Origin of the sequence: Nostoc cf. commune SO-36 (assembly GCF_023734775.1) — a bacterium.
Lineage (GTDB): Bacteria > Cyanobacteriota > Cyanobacteriia > Cyanobacteriales > Nostocaceae > Nostoc > Nostoc commune_A.
On sequence record NZ_AP025732.1, the window covers coordinates 1,304,189 to 1,325,217 of the forward strand.

Here is a 21,029-nt window from a genome sequence, read left to right on the forward strand (position 1 = left end):
TTCCCCAAAAAACTATGTAATTTAATTTACAGATATATCTGCTAAATAATATATGTATGGATTTTCGAGATTTTATAAATATCCTTTGCCGTTATTATTTTTAAGCTTATGGCTAGTAGCAGTTTTTTTGTTAAACAATAAACCTGCTCATAGCCAAGATTCAGCCATATTAAACAAAGAAAAATATCAATCAACCTTGCTAGCAAAAAGAATAATGCCCTCAACACTGACACAAAATGTCCGTAAAACAGTGCTGGAGAATGGTCTAACTATCCTGACAAAGGAAGTGCATACTGCGCCAGTAGTGACGGTGCAGGTATGGTACAAGGTTGGCTCACGCAACGAAGAACCGGGGGTGAATGGCATTGCCCACCAGTTGGAACACATGATGTTTAAAGGTACTTCAAACCGTCCAATTCAATTTGGCCGTTTGTTTAGTGCTTTGGGTAGTGATTCCAATGCTTTCACCAGCTATGATCAAACTGCATATTACGGCACTGTAGAACGAAACAAGCTGAAAGCGCTCTTAGTGCTGGAAGCAGACAGGATGCAAAATTCCCAGATTGAGCCAGAACAACTGGCGAGTGAAAAGCGGGTAGTAATTTCTGAGTTGCAGGGTTACGAAAATAGTCCAGAATATCGCCTCAATCGTGCTGTCATGCAGGCGGTGTTTCCCAATCATGCTTATGGGTTGCCCGTGGGTGGTACTAAAGCTGATGTTGAGAAATTTGACGTTGAGCAGGTAGAGAAATATTACCGCAATTTTTATAGTCCCGATAATGCCGTCTTAGTAGTAGTTGGAGATTTTCAAACTGCAAACACCCTGGAAATAGTTAAAGAGACATTTGGCAAACTGGGCAGGGGGCAGGATGCAGGGGGCAGGGGGCAGGGGGCAGGAGTTATTTCTTCCCCATCTCTCTCATCTCCAATAGTATTACGAGAACCGGGAGCAGGGCGGCTATTACAAGTTGTGTATCCGCTACCGGATGCAAATCAACCGGATGTGCCTGCGCTGGATGTAATGGATTACATTTTGACAGAGGGACGGAATTCTAGACTTTATCAGGCATTGGTGGAATCAGGTTTAGCTAGTGAATTAACAGCCTCCGTTACCAGTTTGCGAGAATCTGGCTGGTATGAAGTGTTGGTGACGGCTGGTTCTAAACAAGATTTGAAAAAAATTGACTCAGCCTTGAGTAGTGCGATCGCTAATGTAGCAGAAAAAGGCGTGACCTCTGAAGAAGTAGAACGAGCCAAAACCCAATTAACAGCAGATGTAATTTTGAGTAACCGTGATATCACCTCTCAAGCAATGCGCTTGGGCACTGATGAGACAACAGTTGGTGATTATCGCTACACAGACCGTTATTTGGCTGCTGTTCGTCTGGTAAAGCCGACGGATGTTGTCGCTGTGATTAACAAATACCTGAAAAAAGGAGCCGGGACAGTAGGCTTTTTTGAACCAACCCAGAAGCAGATAACAGAAGTTGGTGATAAACCAGACTCAGCCCAAACTACAGAGAATTTTTCTCCTGGCGCACCTGTGCTTCTTTCTGAGGTGATGAAGTACTTACCGCCTGTGGATTTGGCTACAGATGCAATTGCCCAAGTGTTACCACAGGAATTTAAATTTACTAATGGACTGCGGATATTACTGTTACCAGATCATAGTACTCCCACCGTTACTCTGAGCGGCCACATTCAAGCTGGAACGGAATTTGATCCAGAAGATAAAGCTGGATTGGCTGCTTTTGTGGCAGAAAATTTGCTAAGTGGCACTAAAAGCAAAGACGACTTAACTATTGCCAAAGTCTTAGCAGAACGAGGGGCGAGTTTAGACTTTCACGCTAACCGAGAAGGTGTGCATATTGAAGGTGATAGTTTAGCAGAAGATTTGCCCGTACTCCTGGAGGTATTGGCAGATGTTGTTAAAAACAGTACCTTTCCACTCAAAGAATTGGAATTGCATCGCCAACAAACTTTAACTGATTTACAACAGGAATTAGATGAGCCATCAGAAGTAGCCAGAAGAGTATTTGTTCAGTCAATTTACCCGAAAAAACATCCCTTACATACTTTTCCCACAGAGGAGAGTTTACAGCAGATTCAGCGCCGGGATGTGATTGATTTTAAAGCTAAACATTATCGTCCAGATACGACAGTGTTGGCGCTGGTGGGAGATTTTGATCTAGACAAAGTGCGATCGCTGATTAAAAATGAGTTTGGTAATTGGGAAGTTAGCGGACAAGCACCGACATTAAAATATCCTCCGGTGTCAATGCCACAAAAAATAGTCAGTGTCAACCCAGTTTTACCAGGTAAAGCCCAAGCTGTGACATATATGGGTTACACAGGTATAAACCGTTATGATCATCGGTTTCATGCAGCCTTAATATTGAATCAGATATTGGGAGGCGATACCTTATCTAGTAAACTGGGTGCAGAAGTGCGCGATCGCCAAGGTTTAAGCTATGGAATTTATAGCTCCTTCCAAGCCGGGAAGAATGCAGGCACATTTTTGATAGAAATGCAAACTAGTCCTGAAGATAGCAGAAAAGCGATCGCTAGCACCCGCGAAATCTTACAACAAATCCATCAACAAGGCGTCACTGCACTAGAAGTAGAAACAGCTAAACGCACCCTCATCAGCAGCTACAACGTTTCTCTGGCAAACCCAGAAGAATTAACAGATAGAATTCTGATGAATGAGGTGTATGGACTAGATAAAGGAGAATTGCACTCCTTGACTGACAAAATACAGAAAGTCACTCTTGACCAAGTTAATCAAGCAGCTCGTGAGTTACTCCATCCAGATCAAATCGTAGTCGTTACTGCTGGGCCATCTGTGTTGGCAGGGAGAAGCATTAGGTAGTGCAATGTCCAAACTATAGGAATCCGGTTTGATTACTGAAATTATTTGCGTAGGCTGGGAGTGGGGAGTAGGAAAAAAGACTTTTTGAGTGTACGGAGTTTTTTCAAAAATCAAATATGAGTCCTTGCTTGAGGGTTTATAAGTAGGTAGGCATCATTAAATATAAGATGTCATTGCGAGTGAAACGAAGCAATCCCAAAGTCTCTGGGATTGCTTCGTTTCACTCGCAATGACGGAAAATATTATATTTATATTTATTTACGCCCATTTACTTAGTAAGGACTTTAGTGCTTACAGCACTTTTCAGGTAAATGGAGTACATATATAAAACCCAAAACCTTGTATAGACTTAGCACTGCTACGTCTTTACGTGTATTCGATTAGAGCGCAATCTGCTGTAAAAAACAAGGGTTAAAATCCTTACTACAAATTTGCTTATCCATCAATTTAAATTTGACACACTAGTTTTGACACACTAGTAGAGATGGGCATTAGACATGGATAATATAAAGAATGGGTAAGTGGTTTTTCCCGCTACCTATTAATAACATTGCCTTTTGATAACTAGTGATGAAAATTTACAACCATTTTTACAAAATTGTAATTAAATCTCTTACTTTCTCAACTTCTGTTTGGCTGCAAATTTTACGGCGGAACTACGTGATATTAACGTTGTTTCTAAGCTTAAATTTCATCGCTGCTACTCCAGCAATGGCGGCGAATTTGTCTAACGATTTGCTCAAGCAACCAGCTATAGAAATTACAGTTAACTTGGGTAATGCAGCTAACGAACTCAAGTTTGAGCCAAATCATTTAGAATTGCTGGCTGGCAAACGTTATCAACTGCGGCTTACTAATCCCAGCCAACTGAAGCATTATTTTACTGCTAAAGATTTTGCCGATGGCATCTGGACACAAAAAGTCCAAGCAGGAAAAGTAGAAATCAAAGGAGCCATTCACGAACTGGAACTAAAACCGGGTGCTGAGGCAGAATGGGTATTTGTACCCCTGAAATCTGGTACTTATAGTTTACGTTGTCCAATACCGGGACATACAGAAGCCGGTATGACAGGAGAAATTGCCATCAAGAGTTAAAAACTAAAGACTATTCAGCTAAAATACAACATTTGCGTACTTCTACGCCCCTGGAGCGTTTAAATTTCAACCCTCAATTCGCCACGATTTTACGCAAAGCTGTACTAAGTCACATAGTAGAGAGCCAAAAAGAAGTTAAGGCGATTTTGATTCAAGCCCAACACATTTGCATACTGCTAATGTGTTATTGTATATACGTTAGCGGCTAGATCCGAAAAATCCCTATCAGAGATTAAAATAACTTAAATTATAGATATTATTTCTCAAGTAATCTAGAGAAAGCATTGATAGTTCAGAGGCAGAGCCACCAGTAATTATTAATATCCCATGAACATTTTCAGTAACTTACTTTCTCAAGCTACTCAGCCTGCACCCGCAAAAAAACAGCGCCGAGGAATTGAAATTAAATCGCCGCGTGAAATTGAAATCATGCGGCAATCAGCGACAATTGTGGCAACTGTTTTAAAAGAAATTTCTGAGCTAGTAAAGCCAGGAATGACCACAGCTGATTTGGATGCTTATGCAGAAAAACGCATCCGCGAAATGGGAGCTACACCAAGTTTTAAAGGATATCACGGTTTTCCTGGTTCTATCTGTTCCAGTATTAACAATGAAGCAGTGCATGGCATACCTAGTCCCAAGAAAGTGATTCGGGTGGGAGATGTATTAAAAGTAGATACTGGTGCTTATTATCAAGGCTTTCATGGTGATTCTTGCATTTCAATTGCTGTCGGTGAAGTAACCCAAGAAGCTGCTAAACTAATTTGCGTAGCAGAAGAAGCTTTATATAAGGGCATTGAACAAGTTAAGGCGGGTGCATACCTACTTGACTTAGCTGGAGCAATTGAAGACCATGTGAAAGTTAACGGCTTTAGTATAGTCGAAGAGTTCACTGGACACGGTGTCGGTCGAAATTTACATGAAGAACCTTCAGTATTCAACTACCGTACCCGCGAAATGCCAAATGTTAAACTCCGTGCGGGGATGACGCTGGCAATTGAGCCAATTTTAAATGCGGGTTCTAGACACACGCGAACATTATCTGACCGTTGGACAGCAGTGACTGTAGATAATTCTCTGTCGGCTCAGTTTGAGCATACAGTATTAGTGACAGAGACAGGTTATGAGATTTTGACTGACCGTTCTAAGTTGTAATTGTTAGTTGCAATTATCTGTTGTTGAGAGAGGTAAAGCGTCAAAAGAGGGCGATTTGCCTCTTTTTTTTTTAAATCTTTATTTTTATGAAAGTAGATGCGCTTCAGATAGGTAAACGTAGAAGAACGCAGAGAATAGAATATTGCAGAGAATATTAATATCAACGCAGGTTTAAATCCTGTCTTCTTTGCCTTATCGGTTTAGGTAAAATTATGCTGGACGATGAAATTTATCACGTATAAGCTAGGAAAAAACACTTGTACTTACTTTACTCAAAAATGGCAAGTTTTCTTAAATCTCTACCTCGCATTTCTTTTGCTGCATTTTATCTGTGGCTTTCTACTCTTAATTTGTTGCCAATAGCAAACGCTGCTACCCCAAAAAATGCTAACAGACAAGTGACTTGTCAAGCTAAGAAACTAGGATATGAAGAAGCACTTTTTTTATACCTACAAAAACCGCAAGGACAAATTCAAGGTGGAGGCATAATTACTTTATATGAAGACGCAAAGTTAAAAGTACTAGCTAAAGGTAGTGAAAATTGGATTTACGTTAGGGTTATTGATACAAATAGTCTTGCGGAAAAAGACTTAGAAGGTTGGATGGTTAGTAATAGCCTAAAATGTACTAGTAATGTAGCTCAGGTTAAGCCTGCAACGTGCCAAGTAACAGGGTTGAAATCGGGGCAATTAGCTTTACGTATTACAGCTGGTGGAAAGTCAACAGCAGGTTTAGATAATGGGAATAATGTCACATTACTTCAGCCTCATATTGTATCACTTCAAGATCCCCCAACACCTTGGGTTAACGTGCGTGTAACTAATACTTCAAACACCAGAGTTATGGGAAGAGAAGGGTGGATTAGTTCTCAATATATAGATTGCTATAGTAACCAAAGCAATGATGCAATAAATTATCCGTAAAATAGTAAGAATTCAGCACCCAGAAGTCAGAATTTAAAAGGAATACAGTATGATTAGGATATTTATCTATTCTGAATTCTGACTCCCAAATTTTTACTTATAAAATTTGAGGACATACCTCTATATTTGACCAGTATCTGCATAATTATTTTTATAAATAGGAAGTAACTCTTTAGCTTGTATATAGACAAAGGTACTCTTTGGAATAGCTTCTAATAAATGAATTGCTTGTTGCCATTTACCTTGTACTTGCTGCCGAACTAGTAGCGAATTAGGTGGATTGTGAAGCATCAAATTAGCTTCTATTGCTAGTTTTTTTGCTGATTCTAAGTTTGCTACAGCGTTCTTTTCAATTAATACTCTTTGACTGATAGATTTATAGTTCATTTGATAGTAAGCCAATTTCTTCTTTGCTTGGTCAGAAACTGATGTTTCATGAGGGATACTATCTAACAAAATTATTGCCTGATGCCATTTGTTTTGTGCTTGTTGCCAGACTTTTAGAGGATGCGGTGGCTTTTGAACTAGAGAAGCAGCCACCATACCGAGTTTTTGAGCAGATTTAAATTTAGCGATGGCTGCGCCAGCGTCTGGGACGAACGCACTTCCTTCTTGAGTTAAACTTAGATTTATCTGTTGCAATTGTGGACTTCGATCTTTAATTTTCCAAACACAAAAACCTAAGATTAATAAAGTTGAGGTTATAGCCAAAGCCGAACGTACTATTTTTTGTGTCGAAAACTTTGGTACTACTTTTATTTGCTGACTAATAGTTGCGTCATTACTAATTTTTTGTTCAATCTTTTTTAAGGCTTGTTCTGCTTGTTCCTTTAAAATGCCACTCTGAATAATTAAAGCTGAACTTTGTTCTTGAAAGAAATCACAATCATTCAGGATATTTGTCAATTCTTGAAAATTTCCCTCACTCGATATAATTAACTCGTGATCATCATCTAACCACTCTAAAGCAAAGCTAGATTTACCATAAAAAGCAGATACTCCTAATAAAATATTTAATAAACTACGACTAGTTTTAATAGTATTAAAAATATGATTTAATTTTTGCTGGAATTGTAATAGCTCTTTTTGATAATTGCTGATTTTTTGAACTTGACGTTGTAAAATATTAGAGTCGCCATCTAAGTTAATTTTTAAATTGTCAGCAAGTGCTTTAAAAGCATTGGGTATGCTTGGATGATTAATATCAGAATTTAATTGATTGACTAATTGAATATCACTAAGAATATCCGTAGCTATTGCTTGTAAAAAATAACCCCATTCAATCCAGGTATCAATTTTTGATTGTAAATCAGCTAAGGTAATTTTAGTTTTGGAATTGCCAAATTTATCTGCGATCGCTGGATCTACTAATCCCATCATCGGGATAGTTGCTAATCTAGGAAGTGTTGCGATCGCAGAATTTTTTGCGTTCTCAAATTTCAATTCTTTAACAATTAATTGTTTAATGTTCCGTAGTTTTTCCTGAGCATTATTGATCAGAATAATTTGTCCCATAATTTCGTTAGAATCGCCAATGATTAGTTTTAGACTCTGAATCAGTGTTGGCAATTCACTAACAAGTATTTCTAGATCAGCCATAAATACCCCTTAGGGATTTGTCGAAAGTTTATGCGAAACAATTAAAATGGCTTGAGTAAGAACTTAACCACGTCTGTTGCATCTGAGCATCCTAGTTGAGTCACAAATCTCAGGAGCTATAAAATGTATAATTCCCATAAATCCTGCTAAAGTAACAATTTAAGTTTCAAAATCCCAGAGAAAGCCAAAACTACCCATTCACTAACCTATGAATGAAGTTGATTTAGCATTTACCCCAGCACTAGAGTTGGCGCAGTTAATTCGTCGCCGGGAAGTATCACCGCTAGAGTTAGTGGAAATATATTTAGAACGAATAGGGCAATTGAATCCCCAATTAGGAAGTTATTTTACGGTGACGGCAGAAGAAGCGATCGCAGATGCCAAAGCCAAAACAGAATTATTGACAACTACCTCAGAACTACCACCATTTTTTGGAGTACCGATTTCTATTAAAGACCTCAATGCCGTAGCAGATGTTACCTGTACTTTTGGAAATCCGGCATTATTAAATAATATCCCTAACTATGATGATGGGTTTGTGGCAAAGATTAAGCAAGCTGGATTTACTATTTTGGGTAAAACAGCCACTTCCGAATTAGGTTCATGCCCATACACTGAACCTACGGGTTTTCCCCCAGCTAGAAATCCGTGGAATTTAGAATATACCCCTGGCGGTTCTAGTGGTGGCGCGGCGGCGGCGGTAGCTGCGGGATTGTGTGCGATCGCTCAAGGTTCTGATGGCGGTGGTTCAATTCGGGGGCCTGCGGCTTGTTGTGGTTTGGTAGGAATTAAGCCATCTAGAGGCAGAGTGAGTAAAGCGCCAGTCGGTGAACGCCTTGCAGGTATTGCCGTCAACGGCCCGATCGCCCGGACTGTCGCTGATGCTGCTGCCCTTTTGGATGCCATATCTGGCTATGTTACAGGCGATCCTTACTGGTTGCCAGATCCCGAACCATCATTTCTCGCTGCTACTCAAACAAAACTCGGTGCTTTGCGAATTGCCTTTGACACTAGCATTTCTCCTTTGGGAGAAGCTGACGCTAACTGTCAGCAAGCTGTCCGCCAAACCGTCCAGTTATTAGAACAACTCGGCCACCAAGTTGAACAGAAATCTCCAGATTTTAGCGGTTTAGTTGAACCGTTTCAAATCGTCTGGCAAGCTGGGGTGGCTGCATCAGGGCTTCCGGTTGAAGCCTTGCAGCCATTGAATCGTTGGCTATTTGCCCGCACAGGTTCTGTTGCCCAGTACCTGCAAGCAGTTTCTCAAATGCAGATTGTGGCACGTCAGATTGTGGCGTTTTTCGATACTGTCGATGTGCTGGTATTGCCAGTTTATCTACATTCACCCATCCGCGTCGGGGAATGGGCTGCACTGAGTCCAGAAGAGATATTCCAAAATATTATTGAGTGGGTTGCCCCTTGTCCGGCTGCGAATGCAACTGGACAACCTGCGATCGCAATTCCTGTAGGCTTTGATAGTAATGGTTTACCCATGAGTGTGCAGCTAATTGGTAAACCTGCGGCTGAAGCGACACTCATCAGCCTAGCAGCACAATTAGAAGCGGCTAACCCTTGGATTCATCATCGTCCAGCCTTTGCAATATCGGGCTAATCATGCAGGCATCCCTGGAACAACTTTCGCAAATTATTGTGTTTGCAGGTTTAGAAACAGCAGAGAAGATAAGTTTGCAATCTGACACTCAGGTGCAACGCCATAGTAAAGGAGAGATTATTCTCCATGAAGGCGATCGCTTACCAGCAAAACTCTATGCTGTTGTCAGTGGAGCAATTCAAGTTACCAAAACAGCAACAACTGGTAAAGAAACGATTCTCCGCGCCTTAGCTGCTGGAGAAATTTTTGCGGCTCCTGCTTTGTTAGGAAATGGGATTTCTCCGGCAACTGTCACTGCTGAATCTGATTGTGAAGTTCTTACCGTAGAGCGAGATGCTTTATTAAAAGCTATTGGCGAAAATCCGGAAATCGCATTACGAATGCTGATGGTTTTTAATAGTCGGATTCAGCAATTACATGAAACAGTTCATGGATTAGTTTCTGAAAGAGCTATTGTTCGCCTTGCCAGATTAATTCAATATTTTTATGCTGAATCTGGAACTGAATCTACTCCAAAAGGTGAGTGTTTAAAAGTTAAATTATCTTATTATCGTATGGCTCGGAGTAGCGGCATTACTTACGAAGAATGTGTACGGTTAATTAAAAGTCTTAAAACAGTAATTGCCTATAGCCGTGGTGGGACAATTATGATACTTAATGCTAATAAATTAGATGCGATCGCCTCTGGAGATATAGATTTGTAGGGGCACACAGTTAGTTATGCATCCCTACTTAATTTTATCCAATTGAGAACCGCTACAGAACGCGGGATGTAGCAATCAATTCAGACTGCTACAGCAACTCTATCTTGTTCGCGTGCAGCGACAACTAAAACTAAACATAGAGCCGCGATCGCTTTTTGCCATTCTTGCCGAACTTGCGCGTCCTTAACACCTTCAAACATCTCTACCAAGCGAGGAACAGAAGCTTCTAAAGCCAAACGAGGTACTGGACGATGTAACTCAACTAAATGAGTTAGACTTTCTTGATTATGGAGGAAACCAATTACCCATGTTGTGGTGTGATCGGGACTATCAGGAACCCGCTTAACTCCCAATTCATTTTTTAGCCAGTTGTAAAAAGGTGGTAATCCTTAGCTAAAAACTCCTCCTGCTGTAAGTAAAGTTTCCTTAAGCAAATTGGTATCTAAGCTGTGTAATTCTTGTTGTAATTCAGGTGAATTGAGAACTTTAGTTAGAGGTTGTGATAATATTTTTTCCACCGAATTTCTGAAAAACTTAAATTTTCGGCAAAAGTTAAAAGTAGCGATCGCATTTTTTCAGACTCCATAAATAACTAATTATTTTCTGCAACTTTCTCGGAGAGGATGAGCAGAAATGTCAGGTTTTCTTCTGCTTTTAAGGCATGAGGTGCATTAGCAGGCATAAAGACAAAAACACCGGGTCTAAGTGCAATATCTTCTCCAGATAAAGTAAGTAAACCTCTGCCTTCGATGACGTTGATGGTGGCATTACGAGTGGAGGTATGCTCGGAAATATCAGTATTAGCTGCTAGGCAAAATAGAGTGTATTGACAAGCTTTATCTTTCAGCAGTACTTTACTGAGAACTCCCGCGCTGGGGTATTCAATTTGTTCTCGTAGTTGAGTAATGAAAGATGGGCTGGCTGGTGATTGAACTTGTCATAGTATTTTAGGATTATTAACTGTAAACAAAGGCTGATAATCATTCAAGGATTATCGAGTATTTATCAGGCGATGGATTTGGGAATAAATTATCTTATTGGGCAACAGCACACAAAATGATGTAGCCTAATTCCTGTTGGTATTTATGAAAAACTTGGTGAATTTCTAAAACCCGCTTGCGGATATCTTTCTGCGTCAACACATTCCAAAAAATCCGAATTGTGTTAAAAATACCTTCATCTTGAAATATCCGCCTTAAATTCAATAAATTCATTGACTCAGTTTGGCATTTCTCTACTTGCAATCCGGCTGTTAAAAAAGCCGTAATCCAGTTGGTTTCTGATAGCGGTGTAGAATTAACTAGAATTACTCGTGCTAAGTCAACACGAATTTGTTCTTCTTTGTCAGTCGCTAACAGTTCATGGGAGAGAAATTTACCTCCCTGTTTGAGTAGATGATGAATTTCAGCTAAAATTTTGGCTTTTCCCAATGGGGATTGCATTGTGAGAATGGCTTCTGCCAATACATAATCAAACTTTCCTGAGATTGCCTCTAGGTTGAAAATATTACCTTCAATGATTTCGACTTGATTTCTAACCCAGCAGCGCAAATATTAGCTCGCGCACGAGCCACACTATCAGGATTTTTTTCAACACCTACTACTTTGACATCGTAGCTTTTTGCTAAAGCGATCGCACTATATCCAAAGCTAGAACCTAGCTCTAAAACTGTCTCTCCAGGCTGAAAGTTTGCCAACTGAAATAATTTATCTGTAGCTATTCGTCCACCTGGGCGCAGATATTTTTTACCTGCTGCTGCTAATACTTCGTGTCCGGTAGCTGTTTGGAAATTGAGGATAGTGTTGGTCATTGCTGCGACCTCTGAACTTGTCTTATCCTCAATTTCTCAGGAATTTATGATATTGTCTCTGAGGTAGCTCATAGAAGCAGTATTACTTTCCTTTCCACTCACGCTCAAGGATAGCATAAAGAAAATTGTCATACCATCTGCTTTTGATTAACTCTTTTTCCGGCAGATGATCCTCACGACGCATACCAATTTTTTCTAATACCCTAACAGAAGCAAGATTCTCTGCAACACACCAAGACCAGATACGATGCATTCCTAGTTCTTCAAAGCCGAACTTTAAAATGGCTTGTGCTGCTTCTGTTGCATAACCTTGTCCCCAATATTGACTATTTAGTTCATAGCCAATATCTGCTTCCTGCATTTCCGAGTCATTTACACGGATACCACAAGTGCCAATAAGCCGATTTTCTTCTTTGAGGATAATAGCTAATTGAAACTTTGTTCGTGGTTGCTCTTTTTGCTGATCAATAAATATCTGGATAAACTTACAAACATCCTTCTGTGTACGGTGCGTCCAATAGCTGTAACGTAAGTACAAAGGATCAGATTGATAGGCAAAAACTGCCTGCCAATCTGTTTCTATAAAGTCACGCATTAGCAAACGGTTTGTTTCTAAAATCATGGCTTTGTTAATGTGCTGAGTGCAGGCAATCAAAGAGTTTATGCAACTAAACAAGGCATAAAAATCTTAGGAAACTTCTACCACATCTACCTTAAGTTGTTGAATAATTAAGTTGCCCGATCAATTTTTTGCACTTCTTCATCAGATAGTTTTACATTGATAGCTTGTGCTGAGTCTTCAATACTGGAAACCTTACTAGCGCCGGGAATCGGCAAAATAGCGGGCGATTTGGAACGCAACCACGCTAAGACGATATTATATACTGATACGCCTTTTTCTTTGGCTAAGTTAGCGATCGCCGGAATATCTTGCAAATCCTGATGGCGACGTCTACCACCAAAGGGACTCCAAGGCAAAAATGTCAAGCCTTGCTGTTCGCAATACTTCAACACGCCGTCTTTTTCTGGTTGTCGTTGCCAAGGACTGTATTGATTCTGCACCGAGACAATATCCACCAAATCCTGCGCTTGCTTAATTTGTTCAACGGAAAAGTTAGAAACTCCCATAAACCGAATTAAACCTGCCTCCACTGCTTCTTTCACTGGCGCAAGGGATTCTGCAATGGTGTAATTACTATCGGGCGCATGATATTGCCAAACATCGATGGGTTTAGCACCACCCAAAGCCTCAAAGCTAACTCGAATTGTTTCGCGTAAATGTTCTGGGTTGCCGTTGCTTGTCCAATTTCCATCAGGACGCATCAAACCGCCCTTAGTTGCCACAATTACTTGGCTAACATCGCCTTTGTAACTAGTAAGTGCCTTGTGAATTAGTCGCTCGTTGTGGTGTTTTTCTGACTCATCTTTGCAGTAAGAATCGGCAGTGTCAATAAATGTAATACCCAAATCCAGAGCATGATGAATAACTTCGATTGATTCAGATTCGGGAGGGCGATTAGAGATTGACATAGGCATACCACCCAAACCAATCGCACTTACAGATATACCAGTTTTTCCTAGCTGTTTGGTTTCCATGCTTCTAGCTATAGCTTTCTGCCCTAATTATCTACTAGCTAGTCAAAGCTTTTTTAGCGATTTCTGATAAATCCTCCCTAGTACTTAGATTTGCTGATAAGTGAATGAGTTAGTAAGGGAATACTCAACTCAGGGGTTAAGTATTCTATACACAAGCACCGATGAAAATTGTCGAGGAAACCCGTACCAGATTACAGCTAAAGCATCTACCACTCAGAGATTGGCTAACTGGGTGGTTCATTCTGACTTTATGCTTAAGCTTTTTGATTTACTGCTTATTTTTTGAGTCTGCTTCAGTTAAGATAACTTGCTATCGCTTCTCATCAAACCAAGTTAATTGTGAATTGAGGCGGTTCACTTTGCTGGGAAGCATGGAGAAACTTAAAATGTTTGATCTCCAAGAAGCATACATTCTTACAAAGACTGGTAGCAAAGGAGCGAAAACTTATGAAGTGGTTATTGTAACTCCTTTTGGAGACTTTGCTCTTTTATCTCATGTTAGCTATCAAGAGAATCAGGAAGTTGTTTTTAAAATTAACGATTTTCTTAACTCTGGAAAAACATCTTTCTTAGTACACCAAAATCAACGGCATTATCTATTTTTCTTAATTTTATTTATATTAATTATAATAGTGATCGCTGCTTTTTTAGCAACATCACCTGTAACCACTTGCACCTTTTATAAGAGTATCAATAAGGTATTTATCGAACGTAAAAGTTTGCGTGGCAATCAAGTTATTGAACATCCACTAGAAAATATTCTGCGTTTTGACATCCAAGAAAAGCAATTTAAATACTCTAAGCTTTATCGGGCTGTAATTGTGCTGAAATCTTTCAAAGAAATCCCAATCAATCCACAATACACTGATGAAAGAAGCGTTAGATATGCAGTATCTAGGATACTCTTATTTCTAAAACTTTAACAAAAACTATCTCCACTACTTACCACTGTGCCCATAGACTGAAGTCATAGATCGCTGACTTATCTAGGAAGCTGGGGATATTGTCTATCACAAATGATTTAGGATTTGCTATATAGATACAAAACGCTTAGATTAAGCAAGTTTGAGTCACTTTCGACATCCAGCATTCTCCATTAGTACCATTCTTACTCAACTAAAAAGTACTCACTTTGTCAGTTTGTCTATTTAGACTATGTTTGGTACATAAAATAAGAAGCTAGCCTAATATGAGCGGCTGTTATTCTACACTTGACATAAAGCATTGTGAGTGCTAAAAGACGACTGCCAGAAACTATTGCCCATGTCAGAATCACCCGCCAATCTTGGCAACACGGCTTCCTTGAGGGTGAAGTGAGTGCAGGTGAGTTTGAGTGGCATTTCCAGTGGCATTTTCGCCGGGGAGAACTTGCCGTCAAGCCTTCCCAAGGCCGCGCTTTAATCAAAGAACCCCTCGGTCGATTTTTGGAGCAACAAGATTATCAGCTAGAGCCTGGAGGAGATTATGCTTTTACTATTCGGGCGGAACTTTAAAAGTTAGAAGCCATTCAATTTTGGATTTTAGATTTTAGATTGAATCCAAAATCCAAAATCCAAAATCTAAAATTTCTTTAGTGTTGATTCTGTGAGGCGGTTTAAGTATCTTTCGATTAGGAGGATGGCAACAATGTCATCTATCGGTCTTGGAGGCTGTCGCAGACCTTGTGGCAATAGCTTTGTTAGCCCCTTGGGTGGGAACATTTGCCAATAGCGATCGCGTGCTTCTAAGGTTGTGTAACGCTCATCCACTAAAATAATACTCAGTGGTTCTATTAATTCCTGATATAACTTCTGTCTCCACTGCTTGGCTGTAGTTTGGTCGCCCATCACCATTAAGGAAATGGGAAATTTTTGACGCAGTGTCTCAATGGCAGCGATCGCCTCTTTTGCTAGCACAACCTCATGGTAATATAGTTGCCGATCCAGTCCCATCACCGCCAAACCACACTTATCTCGACCTGGATCAAACCCCAAAATCACTGGTTGCGTTGGTGAAAATTCACGAAAATTCATAAGAAATTAAAAATAAGAATTCAGGATTCAGAATTCAGGATCAATTGGTGGCGAGTCTGTCTTGGAAAGTTATGATGTCTACGGCGTCAGCCGCCGCTTGTGACTTTCCGCGCCCATCTCCCACTAATTGTATTCTGACTCTCTGAACTTCTGAATTCTGACTTCTCTTTTAAGTACTAAAAATAATTTGTCCGTTGACTATTGCCACTAATTTTACTCTCAATGGCCCAGCTGTATAAGTGTCCTCTGCTGCGATCGCTTTAATCTCCAATGGTTGATTGTATTGTCTTAACTGGCTAACAAAGCGTAAGAAAGTCCCCTCTACTTGCACATCTTCGACAATTCCGGCGTTACGGGCCCGAAATTGCGAAGCAGAAATTAGTATTTCCAGCCTTTGCTGTAACTGATAGGATGTCATAGTTTTGGAATCAGCACTAGTTGTAGCTAGCACTGCACCTCCCGAAAAAACCAATTGATTTCGCGCTGTATCGGCGAAAAACTCTATCTGCTTTTCTCCTCTAACGTAATTACCAGCCGAGAAAATTCGCACCACATATTCTTGACCATCGCTAATCTGCTTGCTCAATTGCTCAACCCTATCTTGAGTTACACGCAGTAGCTCTACATTGGCTGGATTTGCACCCGGCTCACTTAATTCAACATTAGCGTTGCGATTAGCTTGTTGCAAAAGTTGTACTACTACTTGGCGAGCAGCAGCAGGTTGAGTAACGCGAACTACACCAGCAGATAGAACTTGACCACGAACTATGGCTAGTTTACCCAAACGCAGGTCGCGGTAAGACTGATAATATTTTTCCAGCCTTGCAACTTCTAGTTCTAGTTGCTCCTGTTGTCCTTCCAATTCTTTAAGGCGCGATTCCCGTGTGGCAATCACTTGCTCTCGCGCTGCAACTTCTAAATTACGCTTTTGAATTAGTTGATCCAGTTGGGCAATTTTTTGATCGCGTTGTTTTATGGCTTCTTGACGGTTAGCGAGTTCGCGATCGCGTTTTTCAATGGCTGTTTTGGCTTCGTCAATGGCTTTTTTCGCTTCAGCATACAGCCGTTGACGCTCTGTCTTTAGTAGTTCAACTGCTGCCTGTAACTCCTTTCTCTGATTGTAAACACTTTGCAATTCAGCTATAGCTTTTTGGTACTGAGTTACAACTTGTCCTAGCTGACCTTGAGTGCGCTGAAGTTGAGTTTGAGTTTGGGCTTGTTGACTAATGGTGCGGTTCAACTGAGCTTGTGTTTGCAGTTGTTTGGCATTCGCCGCCTGCAAAGATTTATTAATTGTCTGTAAGTCTTGTTGTGCTTTTGCTTGGGCAATTCTTGCTTGGTTTAGCTCACTCTCTACCTGACTTTTTTGAGTTTCTGCGGTTTTTAGCTGTTCCCGCTTCTGTCTGAGGTCTGTTTGAATATCCTCTAACTCAAAGACTCCCTTTCGCAAGCCTTCGTCGGCAGCGAATAAAATCCCTAAAGTTGATGCGGAAATCAAACCGCCCGTAAAAATAGTTACTACTACAGCAGTATTTTTCGGACGAAGCTTAAAAAGTGAGAGGCGGGCTTTGCCAACTCGTGTGCCGATGCGATCGCCCACGGTGGCAATTACGCCTCCCAGAATCAAAATTGCTGCGATGAGGATGTATCCGGTGGTCATCTTTAGCTACCGAAATCCTTCCAGATACAGCCTACTACTTTTAAGCATTGTCTGGAAAGAAGTGGAAATTGGCAATAGCTGAAATTACTCAATTTTTGATTTACCTCTAGCTATTAGTGTCATCTTTCAAAATACAACACGCGCCGATTCCCCTTTCTTCAATTGATTTTATGTGAATTGCCTACTTAAGGTAACAGGTTTATGCACAGTAATCTTCTTTTTGTGAATAGAAATCATCTTTTTCTCACGCAAATCCCCTAGTAGCCTAGTAACGGTAACACGAGTTGAACCAATTGCTTCTGCGATCGCTTGATGAGATAACTTCAAATCAATAGTGATCCCATCTGCACAAGGAACGCCAAAATCCCGACAAAGAATTAACAAAAAACTCACCAAGCGAGAACCCATGTCTCGGTGAGCAAGAGTTTCAATCATCATCTCCGTCTGTAAAATGCGCGAAGACAGACCTCGCAGCATTAACATTGATAATTCTGGATTTTCCTTGAGTGCTTGTTCCACTTGTTCAATTGGTGCTGACAGTAATTCCGCAGGCGTAAATGCAACCGCATGGTAAAAGCGATCCGACTTATTTCCTGTCAGCAATGACAATACACCAAAAACACTGTTTTCCCGCAGCAACGCTACCGTTATTTCCTCTCCTGCCTCGTACACCCTGGAAAGTTTAACAGCACCTTTCAAAAGAAAATAAACTCGTTCGGCAGGATCGCCAGGAAAAAAGATCGTTTTATTGCGTTCAAACGTTTCTACAACTGGCGGAAACGCCCCGGTCGCCATCTGACGAAAAACATTTGCTAGGGCTTTATCTTGTGTCACGATCATCTCCCTTCCCCTACCCAATGCCGGAAAAACAAAAACTGATTACCTAAGAATACACCCGAAAAATGAATATAGCACCGTCAACCTTTCTGTACTTTCCTATACTCAAACTAATCTCTTCATAACTCTTTGTTTATTATGATACATAATTGTTGATCCTTTCAGCTATTAATTGTTGATAAGTAGTTCCAATAGCTGTATTTAAAAGGTTTTTTGAAGAACAAATAAAGATATCTTGAGAAAATCTTTAGGAAAAATCAATAATTTTGTCACAGCAAACACTCTTACCAATATTCATTTTTGCAAATCCTGTATAAAACAAAGATAAATTAGCCTCAGATTCTAGTATGCTCCTAAATGATCGATCGCATTAACAATTTATATGCTAAATCTGACTGGAAAAAATGCCCTTGTTACAGGTATTGCCAATAACCGCTCGATCGCCTGGGGCATCGCCCAACAGCTGCATAAAGCCGGAGCAAACCTGGGTATTACTTACCTGCCGGATGAACGCGGCAAAATGGAGAAAAAAGTCGCGGAGTTGGTAGAACCCCTCAACCCCAGTTTATTTCTTCCCTGTAATGTCCAAAATGAAGACCAAATTAAATCTACCTTTGAGACAATCCGCGAACAGTGGGGAAAGCTAGACATCCTTATCCATTGTCTGGCCTTTGCTAGCAAAGACGACTTGAGCGGAGATTTTAGCCAAACCTCCCGTTCTGGCTTCAACACCGCCTTAGAAATTAGTACCTACTCGCTGGTGCAGTTAAGTGGTGCAGCTAAACCTTTGATGACAGAGGGAGGTAGTATCGTCACTTTGACATATTTAGGCGGTGTCAGAGCAATCCCTAATTACAACGTTATGGGAGTTGCCAAGGCGGGCTTAGAAATGAGTGTGCGTTATCTAGCTGCCGAACTAGGGGCGCAAAATATCCGCGTCAATGCCATCTCCGCAGGCCCCATCCGCACTTTGGCATCTTCAGCAGTAGGTGGGATTTTGGATGCAATTCATCATGTAGAAGAAGTAGCTCCCCTACGACGCACCGTCACTCAGTTAGAAGTAGGCAATGCTGCGGCTTTCTTGTGTAGTGATTTGTCTAGCGGCATTACCGGACAAATTCTGTATGTAGATGCAGGATATGAAATTATGGGAATGTAAGATAATTGGGGCATGGGGCATTGGGAATTGAGTATTAGTAATAATTCTTGTCCATTTTTCATTCCCCATGCCCTATGCCCTATTCTCCATGCCCTATTTCCCATGCAAATCAGCAAAATTAATTCAAACTACGATCGCTTAACTGAAACCTCTCGGATTGCGACTGTTCACCGCACCACTGGTGAAACTGATGTGCAAGTTACGATCAACCTGGATGGTAGAGGAACTTGCACAGCAGCAACAGGTGTTCCGTTTTTGGATCACATGTTGCATCAAATTGCCTCCCACGGGCTGATTGATATAGATGTCCAAGCCAAGGGAGACTGGGAAATTGATGACCATCACACCAACGAAGATGTAGGCATTACTTTAGGGCAAGCTTTTAACCAAGCACTAGGCAACAGAAAAGGTATTGTCCGCTTTGGTAATTTTCTTGCACCATTGGATGAAGCTTTAGTTCAGGTAGCACTAGACTTTTCTGGACGTCCTCACCTCAGCTACGGCTTACAAATTCCTACCCAGAGGGTAGGAACCTATGACACCCAACTGGTGCGAGAATTTTTTGTGGCTTTGGTAAACCATAGCCAAATGACATTGCACATTCGGCAACTGGATGGCATTAATTCCCATCACATCATTGAAGCAACATTTAAGGCGTTTGCAAGAGCAACGCGGTTGGCGGTGGAAATCGACCCCCGTCGTGCTGGCGTTATTCCCAGTTCTAAGGGCGTTTTATGAAAGCAGTCAGGGTATTGGGCATTGGGAAAACTCTATCCTTGTCTTCCCAGTCCCCAGTTTTTGATAATTGACACACTAGTTTCTGATGGTTATTATCAGCCTACCAGGTAAATAGTGATTCAACCGAGATGAAGTCTGTTGCAGATGACTCTAATTCTCAACTTAATACGGCAGACACTCCGCCAGTAGTCCTAACTTCTGAGTTGCGAAAAGTCTATCGCACTGGTTTTTGGCTAAATCAAAAAGTCGTATCTCTGAAAAACTGTTCTTTAACGGTTTACAAAGGAGAAACCTTTGGGTTGCTAGGGCCAAATGGTGCTGGTAAAACCACTCTTTTAAAATTGTTATTGGGAATTATTCATCCCACCTCTGGACGGGGATTATTATTGGGTAAGCCAATAGGCGATCGCACTATCAGGCAACATATCGGCTATCTGCCAGAAAATCCCTATTTGTATGACTATCTCACTGGCTGGGAATTTTTACAGCTTGCTGCTGGACTATTCCAAATTCCCCAAAGTGTCCAACGCCAACGCATTCCCCAACTGCTGGAATTAGTGGGTTTATCCCAAGCTGATGCTCGTAAAAAGCTCCTGCGTCGCTACTCTAAAGGAATGCTACAGCGTGTTTGTATGGCACAGGCGCTAATTAACGAGCCAGATTTAGTTTTTCTGGATGAACCGATGTCTGGTCTTGATCCGGTAGGACGCTACCAAATGCGGGAAATTATTCTGGCCCTAAAAGCTGCTGGGAAAACGATTTTTTTCAATAGCCATGTTCTTAGTGAAGTAGAACAGATTTGCGATCGCATTGCCATTCTCGCTCAAGGTGAATTAATTTGCTCTGGTTCCCTTAATGAACTCTTAGGCGGAAAAAACACATATCACGTCAAAGGTCAAGGTGGGGACTGGGAAATCCTCAAAAAATGGATATCCACTCTCAGATTTGAGCCTGATGGCTCTTGGCAAGGTACATTACAAGATGATTACTATGATTTTCTCGCTAGTCTTCGCCTCATGGAGGGTAAAATTATCGCCATGAACTTGTCGCGTCAATCTTTAGAAGAATTTTTTATTCAACAAATCGAAATAAAAAATAATTCGCTTAATTAGTCTTGTAACCAAATAGCAAATTGTGGATTGGCTGCACATACAGCAGTTTTCTTTTGCATGAGGTACAAAGTCACTGGTTTTGAGGCAGGAGGAAGAGGAATAATTTGATTTGTGAATCCTTGATTCTGTACCTCATTTAACAGTG

The 21,029-nt window shown here is 40.8% G+C and carries 19 protein-coding genes and 2 pseudogenes; 11 read left to right on the forward strand and 10 right to left on the reverse strand.

The window, feature by feature from the left end; translation table 11 throughout:
* Positions 1-52 precede the first annotated feature (52 nt).
* From ANSO36C_RS05765 to ANSO36C_RS05780, 4 genes are all read left to right on the forward strand, one after another.
* Positions 53-2,872, forward strand: coding sequence for a M16 family metallopeptidase (locus tag ANSO36C_RS05765; protein WP_251958761.1), 2,820 nt, complete (start codon positions 53-55; stop codon positions 2,870-2,872).
* Positions 2,873-3,442: 570 nt separating this feature from the next.
* On the forward strand, positions 3,443-3,967 hold the full coding sequence (locus ANSO36C_RS05770) for a cupredoxin domain-containing protein (protein WP_251958762.1): 525 nt from the start codon (positions 3,443-3,445) through the stop codon (positions 3,965-3,967).
* A 327-nt stretch (positions 3,968-4,294) separates the two neighbouring features.
* On the forward strand, positions 4,295-5,122 hold the full coding sequence (gene map, locus ANSO36C_RS05775) for a type I methionyl aminopeptidase (protein WP_251958763.1): 828 nt from the start codon (positions 4,295-4,297) through the stop codon (positions 5,120-5,122).
* Positions 5,123-5,400: 278 nt separating this feature from the next.
* Positions 5,401-6,045: a hypothetical protein gene (locus ANSO36C_RS05780; protein WP_251958764.1), complete on the forward strand. Its 645-nt coding sequence runs from the start codon at positions 5,401-5,403 to the stop codon at positions 6,043-6,045.
* A 120-nt stretch (positions 6,046-6,165) separates the two neighbouring features.
* Here the strand turns inward: ANSO36C_RS05780 and ANSO36C_RS05785 are convergent, their stop codons facing one another.
* On the reverse strand, positions 6,166-7,425 hold the full coding sequence (locus ANSO36C_RS05785) for a hypothetical protein (protein ID WP_251958765.1): 1,260 nt from the start codon (positions 7,423-7,425) through the stop codon (positions 6,166-6,168).
* A 427-nt stretch (positions 7,426-7,852) separates the two neighbouring features.
* Between ANSO36C_RS05785 and ANSO36C_RS05790 the strand changes: the two genes are divergently transcribed.
* Both ANSO36C_RS05790 and ANSO36C_RS05795 read left to right on the forward strand, forming a co-directional pair.
* Positions 7,853-9,256: an amidase gene (locus ANSO36C_RS05790; protein WP_251958766.1), complete on the forward strand. Its 1,404-nt coding sequence runs from the start codon at positions 7,853-7,855 to the stop codon at positions 9,254-9,256.
* Between the two features lie 2 nt (positions 9,257-9,258).
* The gene (locus tag ANSO36C_RS05795) at positions 9,259-9,960 is read left to right on the forward strand and encodes a Crp/Fnr family transcriptional regulator (RefSeq protein WP_251958767.1); all 702 of its coding nucleotides are present in this window, start codon (positions 9,259-9,261) and stop codon (positions 9,958-9,960) included.
* Positions 9,961-10,040: 80 nt separating this feature from the next.
* On the opposite strand, the pseudogene ANSO36C_RS05800 reads toward ANSO36C_RS05795, so the two are convergent.
* From ANSO36C_RS05800 to ANSO36C_RS05825, 6 genes and pseudogenes are all read right to left on the reverse strand, one after another.
* Positions 10,041-10,531, reverse strand: a pseudogene (locus tag ANSO36C_RS05800) (hypothetical protein).
* 117 nt (positions 10,532-10,648) lie between these two features.
* Positions 10,649-10,867, reverse strand: a pseudogene (locus tag ANSO36C_RS34165) (cupin domain-containing protein); the annotation flags it as partial.
* Positions 10,868-10,994: 127 nt separating this feature from the next.
* Positions 10,995-11,510, reverse strand: coding sequence for a class I SAM-dependent methyltransferase (locus ANSO36C_RS05810; protein ID WP_251958768.1), 516 nt, complete (start codon positions 11,508-11,510; stop codon positions 10,995-10,997).
* Entirely contained in the window at positions 11,453-11,770 is a 318-nt protein-coding gene (locus tag ANSO36C_RS05815) for a class I SAM-dependent methyltransferase (RefSeq protein WP_251958769.1), read from the reverse strand. The genes ANSO36C_RS05810 and ANSO36C_RS05815 overlap by 58 nt, the downstream gene beginning before the upstream one ends.
* A gap of 82 nt (positions 11,771-11,852) precedes the next feature.
* Entirely contained in the window at positions 11,853-12,392 is a 540-nt protein-coding gene (locus ANSO36C_RS05820) for a GNAT family N-acetyltransferase (protein WP_251958770.1), read from the reverse strand.
* A 107-nt stretch (positions 12,393-12,499) separates the two neighbouring features.
* Complete coding sequence (locus ANSO36C_RS05825; RefSeq protein ID WP_251958771.1) at positions 12,500-13,366, reverse strand: aldo/keto reductase; 867 nt, start codon at positions 13,364-13,366, stop codon at positions 12,500-12,502.
* A gap of 386 nt (positions 13,367-13,752) precedes the next feature.
* Between ANSO36C_RS05825 and ANSO36C_RS05830 the strand changes: the two genes are divergently transcribed.
* Both ANSO36C_RS05830 and ANSO36C_RS05835 read left to right on the forward strand, forming a co-directional pair.
* Positions 13,753-14,289 carry a hypothetical protein gene (locus ANSO36C_RS05830; protein WP_251958772.1) on the forward strand — a complete coding sequence of 179 codons (537 nt, stop codon included), beginning with the start codon at positions 13,753-13,755 and terminating at the stop codon, positions 14,287-14,289.
* A 300-nt stretch (positions 14,290-14,589) separates the two neighbouring features.
* Positions 14,590-14,859 (forward strand): DUF3146 family protein, encoded by a 270-nt coding sequence (locus tag ANSO36C_RS05835; RefSeq protein WP_372726526.1) that lies wholly within the window; start codon positions 14,590-14,592, stop codon positions 14,857-14,859.
* A 66-nt stretch (positions 14,860-14,925) separates the two neighbouring features.
* Here the strand turns inward: ANSO36C_RS05835 and ANSO36C_RS05840 are convergent, their stop codons facing one another.
* The 3 genes from ANSO36C_RS05840 to ntcA form a co-directional block, all read right to left on the reverse strand.
* Positions 14,926-15,378 carry a pre-16S rRNA-processing nuclease YqgF gene (locus ANSO36C_RS05840; protein ID WP_251958773.1) on the reverse strand — a complete coding sequence of 151 codons (453 nt, stop codon included), beginning with the start codon at positions 15,376-15,378 and terminating at the stop codon, positions 14,926-14,928.
* Between the two features lie 169 nt (positions 15,379-15,547).
* On the reverse strand, positions 15,548-17,038 hold the full coding sequence (locus tag ANSO36C_RS05845; RefSeq protein WP_251958774.1) for a DUF3084 domain-containing protein: 1,491 nt from the start codon (positions 17,036-17,038) through the stop codon (positions 15,548-15,550).
* Between the two features lie 168 nt (positions 17,039-17,206).
* Entirely contained in the window at positions 17,207-17,878 is a 672-nt protein-coding gene (gene ntcA / locus ANSO36C_RS05850) for a global nitrogen regulator NtcA (RefSeq protein WP_017652326.1), read from the reverse strand.
* A 379-nt stretch (positions 17,879-18,257) separates the two neighbouring features.
* On the opposite strand from ntcA, the gene fabI reads away from it, so the two are divergent.
* From fabI to ANSO36C_RS05865, 3 genes are all read left to right on the forward strand, one after another.
* Positions 18,258-19,034, forward strand: a complete 777-nt coding sequence (fabI, locus tag ANSO36C_RS05855; protein ID WP_251958775.1) for an enoyl-ACP reductase FabI — start codon at positions 18,258-18,260, stop codon at positions 19,032-19,034.
* 102 nt (positions 19,035-19,136) lie between these two features.
* Entirely contained in the window at positions 19,137-19,772 is a 636-nt protein-coding gene (hisB, locus tag ANSO36C_RS05860; protein ID WP_251958776.1) for an imidazoleglycerol-phosphate dehydratase HisB, read from the forward strand.
* Positions 19,773-19,900: 128 nt separating this feature from the next.
* A complete protein-coding gene (locus ANSO36C_RS05865) occupies positions 19,901-20,884 on the forward strand; it encodes an ABC transporter ATP-binding protein (protein ID WP_251958777.1) in 984 nt (327 codons plus the stop codon).
* Positions 20,885-21,029: the final 145 nt, after the last annotated feature.

Bases quoted from the DNA above. Each gene is read 5' to 3' on its own strand.
- ANSO36C_RS05765 (WP_251958761.1), top strand. From the start codon at position 53: ATGTATGGATTTTCGAGATTTTATAAATATCCTTTGCCGTTATTATTT.
- ANSO36C_RS05770 (WP_251958762.1), top strand. From the start codon at position 3,443: ATGAAAATTTACAACCATTTTTACAAAATTGTAATTAAATCTCTTACT.
- map (WP_251958763.1), top strand. From the start codon at position 4,295: ATGAACATTTTCAGTAACTTACTTTCTCAAGCTACTCAGCCTGCACCC.
- ANSO36C_RS05780 (WP_251958764.1), top strand. From the start codon at position 5,401: ATGGCAAGTTTTCTTAAATCTCTACCTCGCATTTCTTTTGCTGCATTT.
- ANSO36C_RS05785 (WP_251958765.1), bottom strand. From the start codon at position 7,425: ATGATGGGATTAGTAGATCCAGCGATCGCAGATAAATTTGGCAATTCC.
- ANSO36C_RS05790 (WP_251958766.1), top strand. From the start codon at position 7,853: ATGAATGAAGTTGATTTAGCATTTACCCCAGCACTAGAGTTGGCGCAG.
- ANSO36C_RS05795 (WP_251958767.1), top strand. From the start codon at position 9,259: ATGCAGGCATCCCTGGAACAACTTTCGCAAATTATTGTGTTTGCAGGT.
- ANSO36C_RS05815 (WP_251958769.1), bottom strand. From the start codon at position 11,770: ATGACCAACACTATCCTCAATTTCCAAACAGCTACCGGACACGAAGTA.
- ANSO36C_RS05820 (WP_251958770.1), bottom strand. From the start codon at position 12,392: ATGATTTTAGAAACAAACCGTTTGCTAATGCGTGACTTTATAGAAACA.
- ANSO36C_RS05825 (WP_251958771.1), bottom strand. From the start codon at position 13,366: ATGGAAACCAAACAGCTAGGAAAAACTGGTATATCTGTAAGTGCGATT.
- ANSO36C_RS05830 (WP_251958772.1), top strand. From the start codon at position 13,753: ATGTTTGATCTCCAAGAAGCATACATTCTTACAAAGACTGGTAGCAAA.
- ANSO36C_RS05840 (WP_251958773.1), bottom strand. From the start codon at position 15,378: ATGAATTTTCGTGAATTTTCACCAACGCAACCAGTGATTTTGGGGTTT.
- ANSO36C_RS05845 (WP_251958774.1), bottom strand. From the start codon at position 17,038: ATGACCACCGGATACATCCTCATCGCAGCAATTTTGATTCTGGGAGGC.
- ntcA (WP_017652326.1), bottom strand. From the start codon at position 17,878: ATGATCGTGACACAAGATAAAGCCCTAGCAAATGTTTTTCGTCAGATG.
- fabI (WP_251958775.1), top strand. From the start codon at position 18,258: ATGCTAAATCTGACTGGAAAAAATGCCCTTGTTACAGGTATTGCCAAT.
- hisB (WP_251958776.1), top strand. From the start codon at position 19,137: ATGCAAATCAGCAAAATTAATTCAAACTACGATCGCTTAACTGAAACC.
- ANSO36C_RS05865 (WP_251958777.1), top strand. From the start codon at position 19,901: ATGAAGTCTGTTGCAGATGACTCTAATTCTCAACTTAATACGGCAGAC.